Source organism: Enterococcus sp. (assembly GCF_032555305.1).
GTDB lineage: Bacteria > Bacillota > Bacilli > Lactobacillales > Enterococcaceae > Enterococcus_A.
This window is the reverse complement of record NZ_JAWGOQ010000008.1, coordinates 69,496-86,313: the sequence shown is the minus strand read 5'-3', so window position 1 is coordinate 86,313 and position 16,818 is coordinate 69,496. Positions and strand designations below refer to the sequence as shown.

General features: G+C 41.8%; 19 protein-coding genes and 1 riboswitch. Of the genes, 18 read left to right on the top strand and 1 reads right to left on the bottom strand.

Annotated elements, in window-relative coordinates; all coding sequences use genetic code 11:
- Window positions 1-10 precede the first annotated feature (10 nt).
- Window positions 11-185, top strand: a riboswitch (cobalamin riboswitch).
- A 184-nt stretch (window positions 186-369) separates the two neighbouring features.
- Window positions 370-1,266 (bottom strand): PocR ligand-binding domain-containing protein, encoded by an 897-nt coding sequence (locus E6139_RS08060; RefSeq protein WP_316402543.1) that lies wholly within the window; start codon window positions 1,264-1,266, stop codon window positions 370-372.
- A 283-nt stretch (window positions 1,267-1,549) separates the two neighbouring features.
- Here E6139_RS08060 and E6139_RS08055 point away from each other — a divergent pair, with 283 nt between their 5' ends.
- The 18 genes from E6139_RS08055 (at window position 1,550) to E6139_RS07970 (ending at window position 16,804) form a co-directional block, all read left to right on the top strand.
- On the top strand, window positions 1,550-1,828 hold the full coding sequence (locus E6139_RS08055; protein WP_316402542.1) for a BMC domain-containing protein: 279 nt from the start codon (window positions 1,550-1,552) through the stop codon (window positions 1,826-1,828).
- Between the two features lie 17 nt (window positions 1,829-1,845).
- A complete protein-coding gene (gene pduB, locus E6139_RS08050; protein ID WP_316402541.1) occupies window positions 1,846-2,655 on the top strand; it encodes a propanediol utilization microcompartment protein PduB in 810 nt (269 codons plus the stop codon).
- Between the two features lie 19 nt (window positions 2,656-2,674).
- A complete protein-coding gene (locus tag E6139_RS08045) occupies window positions 2,675-4,336 on the top strand; it encodes a propanediol/glycerol family dehydratase large subunit (protein WP_316402540.1) in 1,662 nt (553 codons plus the stop codon).
- A gap of 12 nt (window positions 4,337-4,348) precedes the next feature.
- The gene (locus E6139_RS08040; RefSeq protein WP_316402539.1) at window positions 4,349-5,014 is read left to right on the top strand and encodes a propanediol/glycerol family dehydratase medium subunit; all 666 of its coding nucleotides are present in this window, start codon (window positions 4,349-4,351) and stop codon (window positions 5,012-5,014) included.
- A gap of 13 nt (window positions 5,015-5,027) precedes the next feature.
- Entirely contained in the window at window positions 5,028-5,540 is a 513-nt protein-coding gene (locus E6139_RS08035) for a diol dehydratase small subunit (RefSeq protein ID WP_316402538.1), read from the top strand.
- A 38-nt stretch (window positions 5,541-5,578) separates the two neighbouring features.
- Window positions 5,579-7,414: a diol dehydratase reactivase subunit alpha gene (locus E6139_RS08030; protein ID WP_316402537.1), complete on the top strand. Its 1,836-nt coding sequence runs from the start codon at window positions 5,579-5,581 to the stop codon at window positions 7,412-7,414.
- The gene (locus E6139_RS08025; protein WP_316402536.1) at window positions 7,404-7,781 is read left to right on the top strand and encodes a glycerol dehydratase reactivase beta/small subunit family protein; all 378 of its coding nucleotides are present in this window, start codon (window positions 7,404-7,406) and stop codon (window positions 7,779-7,781) included. The genes E6139_RS08030 and E6139_RS08025 overlap by 11 nt, the downstream gene beginning before the upstream one ends.
- Entirely contained in the window at window positions 7,778-8,362 is a 585-nt protein-coding gene (locus E6139_RS08020; RefSeq protein ID WP_316402535.1) for a BMC domain-containing protein, read from the top strand. The genes E6139_RS08025 and E6139_RS08020 overlap by 4 nt, the downstream gene beginning before the upstream one ends.
- Window positions 8,363-8,545: 183 nt before the next feature.
- A complete protein-coding gene (locus tag E6139_RS08015) occupies window positions 8,546-8,836 on the top strand; it encodes a BMC domain-containing protein (protein WP_316402534.1) in 291 nt (96 codons plus the stop codon).
- Window positions 8,829-9,461, top strand: coding sequence for a phosphate propanoyltransferase (gene pduL, locus E6139_RS08010; RefSeq protein ID WP_316402533.1), 633 nt, complete (start codon window positions 8,829-8,831; stop codon window positions 9,459-9,461). The genes E6139_RS08015 and pduL overlap by 8 nt, the downstream gene beginning before the upstream one ends.
- A gap of 15 nt (window positions 9,462-9,476) precedes the next feature.
- Window positions 9,477-10,316: an ethanolamine utilization protein EutJ gene (gene eutJ, locus E6139_RS08005; protein WP_316402532.1), complete on the top strand. Its 840-nt coding sequence runs from the start codon at window positions 9,477-9,479 to the stop codon at window positions 10,314-10,316.
- 73 nt (window positions 10,317-10,389) lie between these two features.
- Window positions 10,390-10,890: a PduM family microcompartment protein gene (pduM, locus tag E6139_RS08000; RefSeq protein WP_316402531.1), complete on the top strand. Its 501-nt coding sequence runs from the start codon at window positions 10,390-10,392 to the stop codon at window positions 10,888-10,890.
- The gene (locus E6139_RS07995; RefSeq protein WP_316402530.1) at window positions 10,877-11,140 is read left to right on the top strand and encodes a EutN/CcmL family microcompartment protein; all 264 of its coding nucleotides are present in this window, start codon (window positions 10,877-10,879) and stop codon (window positions 11,138-11,140) included. The genes pduM and E6139_RS07995 overlap by 14 nt, the downstream gene beginning before the upstream one ends.
- Before the next feature lie 17 nt (window positions 11,141-11,157).
- Complete coding sequence (locus tag E6139_RS07990) at window positions 11,158-12,150, top strand: cob(I)yrinic acid a,c-diamide adenosyltransferase (RefSeq protein ID WP_316402529.1); 993 nt, start codon at window positions 11,158-11,160, stop codon at window positions 12,148-12,150.
- 1 nt (window position 12,151) lies between these two features.
- Window positions 12,152-13,537: an aldehyde dehydrogenase family protein gene (locus tag E6139_RS07985; RefSeq protein WP_316402528.1), complete on the top strand. Its 1,386-nt coding sequence runs from the start codon at window positions 12,152-12,154 to the stop codon at window positions 13,535-13,537.
- A gap of 14 nt (window positions 13,538-13,551) precedes the next feature.
- Window positions 13,552-14,670 carry a 1-propanol dehydrogenase PduQ gene (locus tag E6139_RS07980; protein ID WP_316402527.1) on the top strand — a complete coding sequence of 373 codons (1,119 nt, stop codon included), beginning with the start codon at window positions 13,552-13,554 and terminating at the stop codon, window positions 14,668-14,670.
- 152 nt (window positions 14,671-14,822) lie between these two features.
- On the top strand, window positions 14,823-15,539 hold the full coding sequence (locus E6139_RS07975; protein WP_316402526.1) for an MIP/aquaporin family protein: 717 nt from the start codon (window positions 14,823-14,825) through the stop codon (window positions 15,537-15,539).
- A gap of 80 nt (window positions 15,540-15,619) precedes the next feature.
- Window positions 15,620-16,804, top strand: coding sequence for an acetate kinase (locus E6139_RS07970; protein WP_316402525.1), 1,185 nt, complete (start codon window positions 15,620-15,622; stop codon window positions 16,802-16,804).
- Window positions 16,805-16,818 lie beyond the last annotated feature (14 nt).

The window sequence follows — 16,818 nt, the reverse complement described above, 5'->3', positions numbered from 1 at the left end:
CAATATGATGTATTATAAAAACGCAAAGAATTGAATAAGAGCATTCGGGACAGGGAACAAGGTGTGAATCCTTGGCAGCCCCTTTCTACTGTATAAGCAGACAAAATCTCAAAAAGCCACTTTCGGGAAGGCGAGATGGAGGATGAAGCGAAGTCAGGATACCTGCCCTTTTGCTGAGATAATTGTATTGGGAGAGTTATTTCACCAAAAAAAGTCATAATGATGTTTATTTGGTGAGGTGTCTTTCAGGCACCTCACTTTTTTTGCGAGTTCTACTTTTCGCAGTTTGTATAGCATAAAAATTGATACTAGTGAAATCGTCTGGGAACATAGGCAAAAAAACAGCCGTGAACCGGCTGTTTAGAATAATTACTTTATTTTTCGATAGTTGACGGGAGTCATGCCAACAAGTTCTTTGAAGATCTTGCAGAAATAGCTGGTTTGTGAGTATCCGATATTTTGTGAGATCGATTTAATACTCAAATTGGATTGGGTCAAAAGAACTTTTGCTTGTTCAATTCGTTGCTGATTTAAGTAAGTAATAAAGCTAACACCGATTTCCTTTTTGAATAAGCGACTGAAATAGAACTGACTTAGGTAAACATGATTCGCGACATCTTCAAGCGTTAAGTTCGTCGTTAAATTCGTATCAATATAAGAAATCGCTTTGCGAATCTCATCATTTTTTGAATTAATTGAATCTTTCGTTTCCTTCTTGGCTGTGTGAAAGTTAAATTTAATTTGATCACGAGGTTCAGTGTCATTGAAGTGATAGTCGCCAATTGTTTTTAGTAGGGCAGCTGCTGATTCGATTTGAGTAGTATTGACCGTCTTGACTTTTTTTCGAGCTTGGCGCAATTCTGGAGAAGTTTCCCAATGAGTGACGATCGGGTGGATACGGGTATATGGATTTTTTGTGTCATCGGTGATCTCTACTTGACCAAATAAGGCGAATCCGATTAATTGATTATTGCTAATAATAGGTAATGAAATATCAGTGAGTCCAGCGTGACAACGATAAATACAAGGATTACCATTTTTGGAAGCCTCTAAACCACCAAATGCGTCACATTTCTGACAGAGTGATTTAAACTCTGGGTTGGATCGCATCAACTGGCAAAAAGGCGAGAAATTATAAAGGTCGGAAGTTTCCTTTCCATGTATATCAACAAGTACTGAGCCGAAATCTGCGGCAAGTGCAAAATCTTGGATGGTTTTGGAAAGTTGCAAGGAACTGTGCGAATTCAATGTACTAATATTTTCCATGTAAGCGCCTCCTAGTCATCTATCATTTTACCAGAACATAATTTTATTTTAAATCTTGTTTAGACCAATAACATTATTTTGACCAGCAGAAGACAAAATATTGATATTTTTTGAACTTAATTGACCACTGATTAAGGCTTGTTTGATGATGTCTTGACACTTTTCTACAACAAAATTTTAACATTGGAATTAATCCGACTAAAAGATAGGACAAATTTGTTCTATCTTTTTTGTTTATCATTATAAATGTAAGTGCTATCAAAATAATTAGGAGGTATGTTTTATGCAACAGGAAGCGCTAGGAATGATAGAAACTAGGGGGTTGATTGGTGCGATCGAAGCAGCTGATGCGATGGTAAAAGCTGCGAATGTTTCCTTAGTTGGGACGGAAAAAATTGGCTCTGGATTAGTCACTGTGATGGTACGAGGAGATGTAGGAGCGGTCAAAGCAGCAGTTGATGCAGGTGTTTCTGCGGCGGACGCAGTAGGAGAAGTTGTTTCTAATTATGTTATTCCACGGCCACATACTGAAGTTGAAGGCTTGCTCCCTAAGTCAGAATAGAAAGGGTGGGATAGCTGATGGCAAACACAGATCAAAAGATCGATGAGATCATGAAGCGCGTGCTCGCAAAAATGGAAACAGGAAATGAGATGAAAACCACTAACGGAGGAGATCAAAAAATGATTGAAAAGCAATGTGCATTGACTGAATACGTAGGAGCTACAGAGTTTGGAGATACGATTGGGTTAGTAATTGCTAACGTAGATTCATCCTTATTAGAAACAATGAAACTAGAGAAAAAATATCGTTCAATCGGAATTGTTGGTGCCCGTACTGGTGCCGGACCTCATATTATGGCGGCTGATGAAGCTGTAAAAGCAACAAACACAGAAGTTATCCTTATCGAAATGCCTCGGGACACAAAAGGCGGAGCTGGTCATGGTTCGATCGTGATCTTTGGCGGCGATGATGTATCTGATGTGAAACGTGCAGTAGAAGTTACGTTGAAAGAAGTAGATACTCGTACGTTTGGCGATGTATATGGAAATGAAGCAGGGCATATCGAATGTCAATATACAGCACGTGCTAGTTTTGCATGCAATAAAGTATTTGGTGCCCCTGTTGGAAAAGCATTCGGGATTTTAGTTGGCGCTCCTGCCGCAATTGGTGTTGTAATGGCTGATACGGCGTTGAAATCTGCCAATGTTGACGTAGTATCTTACGCTACTCCGCAAAATGGACAAAGCTTCTCAAATGAGGTAACGATGACAATTACAGGTGATTCTGGAGCTGTTCGTCAAGCGATTATTTCAGCTCGCGATATTGGTTGCCAATTGTTGGGAACAATGGGAAGTACGCCTAAAAATGATCAACCATCATACATTTAAAAGTGGGAGTGAAAAATAGATGAAATCAAAACGATTTGAAGAACTAGAAAAAAGACCGGTCAATCAAGATGGTTTCGTAGATGAATGGGTAGAGGAAGGCTTAATTGCCATGCAAAGCCCTAATGACCCTAAGCCAAGTATCAAGATCGTTAATGGCGAAGTGGTTGAACTAGATGGAAAAGACAAAGCCGACTTTGATTTGATCGATTCATATATTGCTCAATACGGAATTGATTTAACCCGTACTGAAGAAGTAATGGCGATTCCTTCTAAAGAGTTAGCGAACAAAATCGTCGATCCAAACATCTCTCGGGAAGAAATCGTTCAATTAACTACCGCAGCTACACCCGGTAAATTGAATGAAGTTGTTGGCTACATGAACGTAGTTGAAATGATGATGGCCGTTCAAAAAATGCGGGCACGTCGTCGTCCTACGACACAATCACACGTGACAAACGTGCGGGACAATCCTGTACAAATTGCGGCAGATGCGGCTGAAGGCGCTCTACGTGGCTTTGATGAACAAGAAACGACAGTTGCCGTGGCTCGTTATGCGCCATTTAACGCAGTGGCAATCATGGTTGGTTCACAAACAGGTCGTCCAGGTGTTCTGACTCAATGTTCATTGGAAGAAGCGACTGAACTTGATTTAGGAATGCGCGGATTTACCGCTTATGCGGAAACAATTTCTGTATATGGTACAGAACAAGTATTTACCGATGGAGATGACACGCCATGGTCTAAAGGCTTCTTAGCTTCTTGTTATGCTTCACGGGGTCTGAAAATGCGCTTTACTTCGGGAACTGGATCAGAAGTACAAATGGGTTATGCAGAAGGCAAATCCATGCTTTATCTTGAAACACGCTGTATCTTCTTAACAAAAGCAGCAGGGGTTCAAGGCTTACAAAATGGTTCAATCAGTTGTATTGGTGTTCCAGGAGCAGTTCCTTCAGGGATTCGGGCTATCTTAGCAGAAAACTTGATTGCAATGCTGCTTGACTTGGAAGTAGCTTCAGGTAATGACCAAACCTTCTCACATTCAGATATTCGCAGAACGGCTCGTCTGTTGATGCAGTTCTTGCCAGGAACTGACTTCATTTCATCAGGATATTCAGCAACACCAAACTACGACAACATGTTTGCTGGATCAAACTTCGATGCAGATGATTTCGATGACTACAATGTTATCCAACGTGACCTGAAGGTAGATGGCGGATTGCGGCCAGTTAGTGAAGAAGATGTTATTGCAATCAGAAATAAAGCAGCAAGAGCATTACAAGGATTATTTGATAAATTAGGCTTGCCAACGATCACGGATGAAGAAGTAGAAGCTGCGACTTATGCTCGCGGATCACAGGACATGCCAGAACGTGACATGGTTCAAGATATTAAGGCGGCTCAAGAGCTGTTAACACAAGGTAAGACAGGTTTGGATCTTGTAAAAGGCTTATCGGATAGCGGTTTCGAAGATGTAGCTCAAAGCTTGCTTAGTCTGTTGAAACAACGTGTTGCTGGAGATTTCTTACAAACTTCTTCAATATTTGATGCGGATTGGAATGTAATCTCTGCTGTCAATGACAAAAATGATTATGCCGGACCAGGAACAGGTTACCGCCTTGATGGTTCCGAATGGGAAAAAGTAAAAGCGATCCCTAAAGCAATCAATCCGAAAGATATTTAAGGAGGAGTAAAAATGACAGAACTGAATGAAAATCTTTTGCGCTCCATTATTAAAGAAGTTTTATCTGAAATGGAAGCAAGTACAGGAGATCAACCTGTTGCGTTTGAACAACCAAAAGCAGAACCTGCTGCATCATCTGATTGGTTTAAATCTGTCGGTGTGGCTCAACCAGGAAATTCTCAGGATGAAGTAGTTATTGCCGTGGCTCCAGCCTTTGCAGAGTCGCAAACGACCAATATTTTAGGCGTACCACACAAAGAAATTTTGAAACAAGTTATTGCCGGAATTGAAGAAGAAGGCTTAAAAGCTCGGGTTGTTAAGGTGTATCGTACTTCCGATGTTGCCTTTGCAGGTGTTGAAGGAGATAAACTATCTGGTTCAGGTGTTTGTGTGGCAATCCAATCAAAAGGAACCTCCATCATTCATCAGAAAGACTTGCAGCCGTTATCAAATCTAGAGCTGTTCCCGCAAGCACCGCTGATTGATTTAGAAACATATCGTGCGATGGGGAAAAATGCCGCGAAGTATGCTAAGGGTGAGTCTCCAAACCCAGTGCCAATGATGAATGACCAAATGGCTCGACCAAAATATCAAGCTTTATCAGCTTTGCTTCATATTAAAGAAACAAAGCATGTAGTAATCGGAAAACCAGCAGAAGAAATTTCTGTAACTTTATAGTGAGGTGACTAGAATGAATGAGCAATCTATCGAGAGTTTGGTTCGAGGAATCTTAAAAGATATGAATAACGGTGCAGGAAGCGCAGCACCGGAAAATCCAGTTAATACTGGCACAGCAACTGTTGCTGATTATCCAATCGCGAAAAATCACCCGGATTGGATCAAAACAAATACTGGCAAAACATTAGACGATATTACATTAGAGAATGTTTTGAATGGATCACTAACACCAGATGATTTAAAAATTACTCCTCGTATTTTAAAAGCACAAGGGGAAATTGCGACAAGTGCTGGCAGAAAAACAATCGCGAATAACTTTGATCGCGCGTCTGAGTTGACTGCTGTTCCTGATGCACGCGTGTTAGAAATGTATAATGCGTTACGCCCTTACCGTTCAAGCAAACAAGAATTATTAGATATCGCAACTGAGTTGGAAACAAAATATAATGCAACAATCAGTGCCGGCTATATTCGTGAAGCGGCTGAGCATTATGAAAAACGGAAAAAACTTAAGGGCGATAACTAATTTCTAGTTCGGAATTTCAGGAAGAGGAGCAATGAATGATGAAACGTGTAATTGGGATTGATATTGGAAATTCCTCAACTGAAGTTGCTTTGGTTGAAATAGATGACCATCAACATGTCCGATTCCTAGAATCAGCAATTGCGGACACGACCGGAATAAAAGGGACGAAGAAAAATTTATTTGGAGTCTATAAGGCGATCAATGAGGCTTGCTTCAAAAATCGTTTAAAGGTTGAAGACATCGATCTGATTCGAATCAATGAGGCAACTCCGGTTATCGGTGATGTGGCGATGGAAACAATTACAGAGACGATCATTACAGAATCAACCATGATCGGTCATAATCCTAAAACGCCAGGCGGTTTGGGATTGGGCGTTGGGACTACGCTGCGCTTTGGTGAATTTGAAAAGCTTGCCCAAAAGGATACTCCTTATATTTTGATCATCAAGAAATCTTTTGATTTTGACGATGTGGCACGCCAAATAAATCAATTTGCTGCAAATGGCTATCTCATTACTGCTGCAATCATGCAATCAGATGATGGTGTTTTAGTAAACAACCGCCTGAACAATAAGATTCCGATCGTTGATGAAGTTTCTTACATTGATAAGGTTCCTGTCAATATGCTGGCAGCAGTCGAAGTAGCTGAAACAGGCCGTGGTGTTTCACAATTATCAAATCCTTATGGGATTGCCACAGTCTTTGACCTTGATTCAGAGGCAACGAAAAACATCGTTCCAGTTGCACGTGCCTTAATTGGAAATCGTTCTGCAGTTGTGATTAAAACACCAAAAGGCGATGTCAAAGCACGTACAATTCCTGCTGGGAAAATTGAGATTACTGGCGGGAATCGCCGTAGCACTGTAGGAATTTCTGCTGGAGCTGAAAAGATTATGGAGGCCGTTTCGGCTTTCGAAGTGATCGATAATGTTACCGGAGAATCAGGCACAAATGTTGGTGGCATGTTAGAAAAAGTTCGTTTAACAATGGCAGAACTGACAGACCGCCCCGTGAATGAGATCTTTATTCAAGATTTATTAGCGGTAGATACTTTCGTGCCGATCAGCGTCAAGGGTGGTTTGGCTGGTGAATTTTCGATGGAACAAGCTGTTGGGATCGCATCAATGGTCAAATCAGATCATTTACAGATGTCAAAAATTGCGGATGAAATTCAACAGGATCTGGGAATAAAAGTTGAAATCGGTGGCGCAGAAGCTGAAGCAGCAATCTTAGGTGCGTTGACGACACCGGGAACTTCCGCCCCATTGGCAATTTTAGACCTAGGTGCTGGTTCGACAGATGCTTCTATTATTAAGAAGGATGAAAGGATCGTAGCGACTCATTTGGCGGGTGCTGGTGATATGGTTACGATGCTGATCCAGTCGGAATTAGGATTAGAAGATGTGTATTTGGCTGAGGATATCAAGAAATATCCATTAGCAAAAGTAGAAAATATTTTTTATATTCGACATGAGGATGGCTCCGTTCAATTCTTTGACGATCCACTAGATCCATCTTTGTTTGCCAAAGTGGTTGTTGTAACACCAGATGGTTATGTGCCAATTCCGGGGGATGATTCGATTGAAAAAATTCGCATCGTTCGCCAAACAGCAAAAGAACGGGTCTTTGTGACGAACGCGTTACGGGCATTGCGGCGAGTAAGTCCAACTGGCAGCATTCGAGACATTCCATTTGTGGTGATTGTTGGCGGATCAGCATTAGACTTTGAAATACCTCAGATCGTCACGAATGCACTCTCTCATTATGGATTAGTCGCAGGACGCGGAAATATTCGTCAAATCGAAGGTCCGCGAAATGCTGTAGCGACCGGGTTGATTCTTTCCTATTTGAGGGAGGGATTCGATGGAGCTTGATTTAAATGTTCGACCAGTGATATTGATCTATCATTCTAAAACTTCGTCAATGAATGATATTCAATATGTACTTTATGGTTTGGAGGAGGAGAAGATTCCTTTTTCTATTGAACAAAGAGATTTCTCAACAGCGACGGAGGCTGCTTATATTGCGGCAAATACCTCTTCGTTAAACGTTGGAATCGGCTATGTAAACAATGAAGTAGCCCTTCATTATAAAAACTTGGCACCAGAAACTCCTTATCAATCGATTCAACGAGTTGTAACTTGTCCGCCATTAATCTTAAAACGCTTTGGCGGAAATGCGGCACGTTTAGTAAAGGGTGTGCCATTCAACTCAATTGATCCTATGGAGGTGAAAGTATGAAGCAAGCAATTGGCCTAGTTGAAGTAAAAGGCTTGGCTAGTGCGATTGAAGTATCGGATACGATGGTCAAAGTGGCAAACGTGGAGCTCTTAGGTGTCGAAAAGGCCAAAGGGTTCGGCTGGATGACTGTGAAGGTAGCTGGTGATGTTGGCGCTGTGAAGGCAGCGGTAGATGCCGGTAAAGCTAAAGCAGTTCAACATAACGTATTTCTATCTGCGCTGGTGATTCCTCGACCAGCCAATAATTTAGAGAATTTTTTCTTCAAGAAGGAGACCAAGGTTTCAGATACAACTGAACCTGCTGAGAAATCAGAGCCAGTGACTGAACCTGTTGTATCAGAACCGGAAAAAGTTGAAGAGAAGCCACAACTAATCGAAAGACCGGAAGTCGAGAAGCCAACTAAGGAAGAACCGGCTAAAGAAGAACCGATCAAAGAAGAAACAGTCAAGGAAGAATCTGTGAAGGAAAAACCAGTCACAGAGGTACCGGTCAAGAAAGAACCAGCTAAAGAAGGACCTAAAAAGAAAAAGAGTCCGTCGAAAGGTTCAAAGAAATCTTCCGAGCCAAAAAAGAAGAAGTAAACATTGATACGAATTAGGATGTCAGTCCAACTTTGCCAGTTTTACAAAATCTATAAGAATCATTTGCTGTATATGAAAATATAGCATTGGCAGTTTAGTTGGATGATATACGTGATGAGCATGAGACTTATTTTTCGCCCTTTGAAAAATAATTTCATTGATACGAATTAGGAGGAATAAGACATGAATGATGCATTAGGAATGATTGAAACAAAAGGATTAGTCGGAGCGGTAGAAGCAGCCGATGCAATGGTTAAGGCAGCGAATGTAACACTGGTTGGAACTGAAAAAATCGGTTCTGGATTAGTTACTGTGATGGTTCGTGGAGATGTAGGTGCAGTAAAAGCCGCAGTAGATGCTGGCTGTGCAGCAGCTGAAAAAGTGGGAGAAGTGGTTTCCGTTCACGTGATCCCAAGACCGCATCGCGATGTGGACGATATTCTAGTACCTAAGCCAAAAGTAGGCAATGAATAATTACAGCATTGAGGAAATAAAAAAAATTGTTCGTGAAGTGTTATTGGAGATGCAAGCAGAAACATTTCCAATCGGCATCTCTAACCGACACATACATCTAACGGAAGAACATTTTACTATTTTATTTCCGAATGAGGTGATTGAGCCATTAAAGCCTTTGAAACAACCGGGAGAATTTGCCTCAAAACAAACGGTGACTTTGGTTGGATCAAAAGGAGAGATCAATAGAGTTCGTATTTTGGGACCACTCCGAAAACGTTCGCAAGTTGAGATTTCTAAGACCGATGCAAGAAATCTAGGGATTCAACCGCCGATACGCTTGTCAGGAAACCTGGATGATGCGGTTGAGATCACGATACGCAGTGAAGCAGCGGAACTAACAATTCCGGCAGCGATCGTGGCAAAACGTCACATCCATTTGAATGATCAAGACATGAAACGGATGAACCTAAAAAAAGGTCAAGTTGTCTCGGTCGAAATTTTTGAAGGGTCGCGAAAAACCATTTTTAACGATGTTGAATTGCGGCCGGGGAAAAATTTTGTTTTAGAAATGCATGTTGATACAGATGAAGCAAATGCAGCAGATATTAAGCCAAATACAAGAGGACGGATTATTTGTGAATAATCCAAAGGAGGAAGTATGGAATCGATCGAAAAAGCCAATCAATTATTAACATCTTTTCATGAACTTGTGACTACGAAGCAAGTGCGGGATTTTGATCCTGAAGATGGCTATAAAGTTGGAGTCGATTTGGGTACTTCCTCTATTGTATTGGTTGTTTTAGATGGGAAGGATCGACCAGTTTTTGGTGCCTTTGAATATGCGGATGTTATTCGGGATGGACTGGTTGTTGATTATCAAAAATCTGTTCAAATCGTCAATCGATTAAGAATGCAAGCAGAGGAGACATTAGGATTCGCCTTAAAGGCGGCATCAGGTGCCGTTCCACCTGGAACTGTTGGCAACAACAAACGAGTGGTTGGCAATGTCATTGAGAGTGCCAATATGATGGCGGATCAGCTAGTCGATGAACCAACAGCAGCAGCATTAGTTTTAGGAGTAGATGAGGGTGCGGTAGTAGATGTTGGCGGTGGAACGACCGGTATCAGTATTTTTAAAAAAGGTCAGCCCATCATCGTAGAGGATGAACCAACTGGCGGCACGCATATGACATTGGTGATCGCCGGGAATTATAAAATTTCGATCGAAGAAGCGGAGCTGATCAAACGAGATCCAGCACGCGATCGAGAGAATTTTATTATTTGCCGACCGGTTATTCAGCGAATGGCGAACATCACTGCGACTGTGTTAAGAAAACATCCAACAGAACCGATCTATGTGGTCGGCGGGGCGTCTTACCTATCTGAATTTGAAAAGGAGTTTTCAAATTATCTGGATCAACCAGTTTATAAACCAAAATATCCTCAATTTGTAACACCAATTGGAATTGCGATGTCTTCTACTCCGATCATTGATTGACAAAGTAAGTATTGGGCATCATGTTTCAATTTAAATAGTAACTATGTCTGCAATAAGAATTGGGAGTAAGAATATGGACGAGTTAGTTGAGCGTATTATTTCAATCATCAATCAGCGAGAACAAAATACCTTATTTCTTTCTTGTCGCACACCTTCCCATATTGATCAAGGAATCCGAGGTTTTTTATACAATAAACAGATTCATTTGACCGAGGTAGATATCCTATTTTTAGAGCGGTTCATAAGAAAAGATAGTGAAGATCCTTTAGTGAAATGGCTGTATCAAAGCTATGACTATGATTGTCACCTGACTTTTGAACTGGCTTTTTCAAACACGGATTTGATTCCAATCGAATTATTCAACGAATGTAGTGTGAAATTAATGAATAAGCAAGGAAAACAATACATTTCTTTTCCTCAAAAGATCATTACTTACCAAAAAACAGCTATGTTGACGCAGGACCATATTCTTTTATTAACGTCAAAGCAGCTGATTACAGACTTGGCCAAGGATCGATTACAGGAAAAGAAAGTGGCTGTTGTAGAAAGGAGTTTGCCCAATGCTGATGGCTAAAGTAGTTGGAAGTGTCGTTTCGACGCAAAAGGATGAATCATTGGTAGGAAAGAAATTAATGATCATTCAGCCAATCAATTCCGAACAACAAAATATCCGCTTCCATCAAGTGGCTGCCGACACAGTGGGGGCCGGCATCGGAGATTATGTTTTAACGGCAAGCGGTTCTTCTGCCAGAAAAATGTTTTCGAACCCTTCAGATGCTGTTGATCTTGCAATCGTTGGAATTATTGACACGTTTGATCTATAGGGAGCTGAGGAAAACATATGGCGATTTATACAAAAACGGGAGACAAAGGAACAACAAGCCTTTTTGATGGTACAAGAGTGGATAAATCGGATCTGCGCGTGGATACTTATGGAACTTTTGATGAATGCTGCGCTCAAGTCAGTGTGGCTCAGAAGTCGGCCATCCATTCTGAGACGATCCAACACTTAGAATGGGTCCAGCATAAGCTCTTCCAATTAAACGCAGAAATCGCAACGAAGGAAAATATCGCGAAGCTGGAAGCGAAAAGTACACTGATCGCAGAATCTGATATTCACCAGATGGAAGAATGGATTGATCAATATACGAAGCGTTTACCAGAATTGCACAGCTTTATTTTACCGGGACAGACACTCCCATCCGCCCAGCTTCATGTGGCTCGAGCGATTTGCCGTCGTGGAGAACGACTACTAACGGAATTATCGAAATCAGAGGAGCTGCGGGAAGAAGTAAGAAAGTTCGTCAATCGACTATCCGATTGTCTTTACATTTTTGCTCGGATGGAGGATCAGGCTGAGACTGAAAAAAAGCTGATCGATGAGATCCTGCGGCGCTATCTCGAACGTAGCGGGGAGAAACGAGACCAGAGCTATTTGAAGCTCAATCACAAAATTTTCCAAGCTTGTGAAGAGCAAGCAATAGCAATGGGCGTTCCAGTATCGATGGCGATCGTTAGTAAAAGCGGGAAGCTTCTAAGCTTTTATCATATGCCAGGAGCATTACTAGTCAGTGAGTCTCTGGCGCAAAAAAAAGCGTATTCTGCTGTTGCGATGAAAACAGATACCCATGAGCTGAAAGGGCTGGTTCAACCTAACGGAGATCTATACCAACTAGAAACATTGACAGAAGGACAAGTCGTGACCTTTGGTGGCGGGTTTGTCATTAGAGACGTGAATGGAGAAGTTCTAGCCGGCTTAGGAATCAGTGGAGGATCAGTCGAGGAAGATATGGCGATTGCTCAAAAAGGTTTAGAGAAGTTGAAGGAGATTTGACATGCGTGAAGAAGAAATAAAAGAAGTGATCAAAAAAATTCTTCAGGAAGCTCAAGCAACAACATCTCCAACAAAGGAATTTGGTGTTTTTGAGACCGTTGAAGAAGCAATTCATGCGGCAAAATTTGCCCAAGAATGTTATGAAAATCAAACACTAGAAACAAGGAGAAAAGTGATCAATGCAATCCGCTGCGGCATGCAGCCGCATATTGAAAAGATTGCTTGTGATACTTTAGAAGAAACAGGGATGGGGCGTTACGAAGACAAGCTCCAAAAACTGCAATTAGTTTTGGATAAAACCCCAGGTGTAGAAGATCTGAGAACGGAAGCCTTGACTGGTGATAATGGGATGACCTTGTACGAATTATCGCCTTATGGTGTGGTCGGAGCAGTGACACCAAGTACGAATCCAGCTGAGACAGTGATCTGCAATTCGATCGGGATGCTGGCGGCAGGTAACGCTGTTTACTTCAGTGTTCATCCTGGAGCAAAAAAGATTTCTCGTTGGGTCGTTAGCAAAATGAATGAACTGGTTTATGAAGCGTGCGGCATTCAAAACCTGATCGTTACAATTGCTGAACCTTCGATCGAAGCAGCTCAAGAAATGATGGTCCATCCGGATGTGCCATTATTGGCTATTACTGGCGGACCGGGCGTGGTACGCCAAGCAATGAAGAGTGGGAAAAAAGTCATTGCAGCTGGTGAAGGAAATCCTCCATCCTTAGTCGATGAGACAGCAAATGTCGAAAAAGCAGCGAAAGATATCGTGATTGGCGCCTCATTCGACAATAATATTTTATGTACGGCTGAAAAAAGCGTCGTCGTTGTGGAACAGGTAGCAGATTATTTAATTCTACAAATGGAAAAAAATGGTGCCTACCTCGTTCAAGATGAAGCCGTGATTCAAAAGATGGTAGAAATGACGATCATGGAAAATGGCGCTCCGAGCCGTAAATTTATCGGGAAGGATGCCAACTATATTTTAGCTGAAGCGGGAATCAAGGTTGATTTTGATGTTCGCGTGATCATTTTACGGGCTGATAAGATTCATCCTTTTGTGGTGAAGGAAATGCTGATGCCGATTCTGCCAGTCGTAACAGTGAATGATTTTGATGAGGCATTAACGACCGCTTTACAAATCGAAAATCGGCGACATCATACGGCAACGATGCATTCTCAAAATGTTGGACGGATGAATATTGCCGCTAAGAAATTCCAAACATCGATTTTTGTTAAAAATGGTTCTTCATTTGCGGGCTTAGGCTTCGGTGGTGAAGGTCCAACAACATTTACGATCGCAACACCAACAGGTGAGTGTACAACATCTGCCCGAGATTTTGCACGGAAACGTCGTTGTGTTCTGACTGATGGGTTTTCAATTCGTTAGAGAGGGGGATTCTTTTGAAAAAATGGTCAATGAAGCCAGAAATATATTCTGGATTTAACAGTCTGGAACGGCTGCAGCAATTTGAAAAAGAAAACCTCTGCTTCGTATGCGATCCCTATCTAGCTGAGTCCGACAGCTTAAAACGGATTTTGGGGTATGTAAAACGGACAAATACAGTAGAGATTTATTCCGATATCATCCCTGATCCTCCGATTGAAACGGTCGTGGATGGTATTGAAAGAATGACCCAACATCAACCAACTGTGGTCATCGCAGTTGGTGGTGGATCAGCGATCGATACAGCTAAGGCGATGTTGTTCTTCTACAAACGAACGACGGGCAATAAAGTGAAACGGTTTGTTGCCATTCCGACTACAAGCGGAACGGGTTCAGAAGTAACCAGCGCTTCGGTTATCACGGACACACAAAACAAAATAAAGTATCCGATTTTTCATGAGGCGATCATTCCTCATGAAGCAATCTTGGACGCTAGCCTAGTCATGTCTAGCCCACCTTCAGTTACAGCATTCAGTGGGCTAGATGTATTGACTCATGCGATCGAATCTATCGCTTCAATCAATCGAACGAATTATACAAATGCGTTAGCCGAAAAAGCAACAGAGCTGGTTTTTAAGTTTTTACCAACTTGTGTGAATCAGGGACAGGAGCTGGATGCGCGAGTGCAAATGCATGAGGCATCTACCTTGGCTGGATTGGCGTTTGATGCAGCTGGCCTGGGTGTCTGTCATGCAATCGCCCATCAGGTCGGGGCAAACTTTAAAGTTCCTCATGGGTTAGCCAATTCGATGCTGCTGCCATATGTGATTGAGGCGAATAGCAGGAATAAGGAGACAAGAAGAGAATATGCAAGAATTTCACGGAAACTAGGGATTTGTCCACCAAGTTTACCTGATCATCTGGCGGTTTCAAATCTGGCTCAAGCTGTTCAGCAGCTAGCAATTGAATGCAAAGCACCTATCAAGTTAAGCAGCTTTGGGATTCAAGAAGAAGCTGCTCTGTTGGCTGAGGATGTGATTGCGAAAAATGCATTAAATGATACGACATTTAAGACCAATCCGATTCAGTTTTCGATGGAAGAAATTAAAGAGATTTATCGAAACATCATAAAATAATCATTTCACCTGACAATATTTTACAACTTTAAAGGCAGAAAAAACTTTATAATTATAGGTAAAGGGAGAGAAACAGATTGTCAGGTGTATGTCGCGAAAGTCAAATTGGTTTTTCTGCAAAAGCACTATAAAAAGAATAAGGAGGTCTCATTATGAATAGTCCTGTATTTGGTGAATTTTTTGGTACGGTTGTTCTGATTCTTTTTGGTTCAGGTGTTGGTTGTTCAGTCAATTTAAAAGGTACCTTGGCAAAAGGTGTCGGAGCTAGCTGGTTGTATATTGCAATGGGCTGGGGTGTTGCGGTTATGCTGGGCGTTTTATCCAGTGGACATTTCGGTTCTCCAGGGCACTTGAATCCAGCGGTAACGATTGGTTTCGCCGTTGCCGGCTCCTTTGAGTGGGGGCAGGTAGCACCATTTATTTTAGCTCAAGTCGGCGGAGCGTTTGTCGGAGCGTTGATAGCAGCGATCCACTTCTGGCCGCATTTCCAAAACACTACGGTTGAAGAAGGAAACAGCGTTGGAATTTTTGCTACTGGACCAGCAATTCCAAGCACAGCATTAAACTTAGTTAGTGAAATCATTGCTACTTGTTTCTTCGTTTTAGCGATTCAATTAATGCCAGCTGATATTCCTCCTGGTTTGCAACCATTGATGCTTGTCTTCGTATTGATCGGTATTGGTCTGTCACTAGGATCAACTACAGGATATGCCATCAACCCTTGTCGTGACTTTGGCCCACGGTTGATGTACGCGTTGATGCCTATTCCAAATAAAGGCGACGCAAACTGGGGTTACGCATGGATCCCGATCGTTGGACCAATTATTGGTGCGTGTATTGCGACCCTATTAGTGAAGGCTCTAGGATAAATTATCTAAAGAATTATTACAATGAATTCGTCTGTCGTTTTATGAGACAGACGGATTTTCTATAAGTAAGGAGGAAAAATATGGCGAACAAAATCATGTCGATCAATGCCGGCAGCTCATCATTAAAATTTCAATTATTTGGAATGCCGGAAGAAGAGTTGCTGGTAAAGGGCTTATTTGAGCGAATCGGATTAGAAGAGGAGATGGGTTTTTCTTATTCGATGAAGGATGAGAAAGTCAAAACAACCATTAAAGGAAAAACACACGAGGATGCCATTAATTTCCTACTACATTTTTTACTGGATAGAAAGATTTTAATGAGTTTACAGGAGCTTGCAGGCGTCGGGCATCGCGTTGCTCATGGCGGTGAAGATTTCAAAAAATCTAGTTTGGTCAATCTGGAAGCATTAAAAAAGATCAAGGATCTAGGGAAACTAGCGCCCTTGCACAATCCCGTAAACGTGGTTGGGATCGAAGCGCTGCAAAAAGAACTACCTGACTGTCCACAGGTTGCCGTTTTTGATACGTCTTATCATCAGACGATGGAAGCAAAGAATTACGTTTATCCATTGCCTTATCGTTTCTATGAAGAAGACAGTGTACGACGCTATGGTTTCCATGGAACCAGTCATCAGTTTGTCGCTTCGGAAGCGGCAAGCTTTCTCGGCAAGCCTCTGGAGTCGCTAAAAATCGTTTCTTGTCATTTGGGAAATGGTGCGAGCATTTGCGGTATTAAGGACGGCAAATCGGTCATTACTTCAATGGGCTTCACGCCGTTGGCCGGATTAATGATGGGGACACGTTGTGGTGACATTGATCCATCAATCATTCCGTTTTTACAAAAGGAAAAAAATCTTTCGGCTGATGACATGGATAAGCTGATGAATGGCGAATCAGGCTTTAAAGGTATTACAGAGTTCAGTAGTGATACGCGAGATATCATTAGTGAAGCTGAGAATGGTAACGAAAGAGCGCAACTTGCTCTGGACATGTTTACTGGTCGGGTCAAGCAGACGATTGGGGCTTATGCTGCCGAGTTAGATGGCCTTGATGTACTAATTTTTACCGCTGGGATCGGGGAGAATTCTGCGATCATTCGCGAGAGGATTTGCGAGAATATGACCTTCTTTGGCATTCAGCTTGATGAAAGTCAGAATCAACAGGGCAGCATGAGGATCAGTACGGAGGCGTCTAAAGTGGAAGTATTAGTTGTCGAAACGAATGAAGAATTAATGATTGTTAGAGACACCTACAATTTGATTTAATAAGAATAGAAAAA